We start from the raw sequence: 1046 nt of genomic DNA on the forward strand, positions 1-1046 counted from the left end.
GGCCAGAGCGTCTTCGCCACCGACGCCGGTGCGGAGTGGCGGGCCCTGCTCGAGGCGATGGCGCAGCCCCACCGCTCCCGGCTCGCCCGCGCCGCCGCCGTCACGGCGTTCTTCGGACACAACGGATCCGATCTCGACGCGGAAGGGGACGCCCTCACCGACCGGGTGTCGGAGGACCTGCGCGACCTGGCGCTGACCTTCACCGACCGCGGGGTCGCGGCGGTCTTCGAGACGTTGATCGCCCGCGGGCTGTCCGCGCGGGTCCTCGGCACCGTCGGCGGAGAGCGCCACCTGACCGACCTGCGGCACCTCGCCGAGCTCCTCCACGACGCGGCCACCCGCGATCGGCTCGGACTCTCCGGCCTCATCGCGTGGTTCCTGGAGCGCCAACGCGAAGCCAACGACGCCACGACCGAGCGCACCCGCCGCATCGACTCCGACGCCCACGCGGTGCAGCTGATGACCATCCACGGCAGCAAGGGCCTGGAGTACCCCGTCGTGCTGGCGCCCTACCTCTCCGACCGCTACGTCGACGGCAGGGCGCCGACGATCCTCACCTACCACGACGACGACCGTGAGCGGGTGCTGTACGTCGGCGACCCCGGCTCCCGGCCGGTCGAGCTGGTGACCCGCCACCAGGCGGAGGACGCCGGCGAGTCGCTCCGCATGCTCTACGTCGCCATGACCCGGGCCAGGTCCCGGCTCGTGGTGTGGTGGGCGGCCGGCAACAACGTGGCCCACTCCGCCCTCAACCGGGTCCTGCTCGGTCGCAAGCTGGGCGAAGCCGTCGTGCCCGACCGGCACGACCCGCCGTCGGACAGCGAGGTCGTGCGTTGGCTGCGCCGTTGGGGCGACGCCGACGTCGGCGGGCCGGACCTAGCCCGCGCCGAACCGTCCGAGCCACCACCGCTGGCCGCGCCGCCGGAACCGTACGCGCTGGCCGCGCGGAAGTTCGGCCGGTCGGTCGACCAGGCCTGGCGCCGCACGTCCTACTCCGCGCTCACCGCGGTGAGCGACGAGCCGCCGGCGGCCGTCACGAGCGAGCC

At 74.2% G+C, this 1046-nt stretch carries 1 protein-coding gene; it reads left to right on the forward strand.

The window, feature by feature from the left end:
- On the forward strand, positions 1-1046 hold a 1046-nt coding region (locus H0488_RS13675), incomplete at both ends, for a 3'-5' exonuclease (protein WP_281369639.1).

The organism is Nocardioides pelophilus (genome assembly GCF_014180685.1).
Classification (GTDB): Bacteria; Actinomycetota; Actinomycetes; order Propionibacteriales; family Nocardioidaceae; genus Nocardioides; species Nocardioides pelophilus.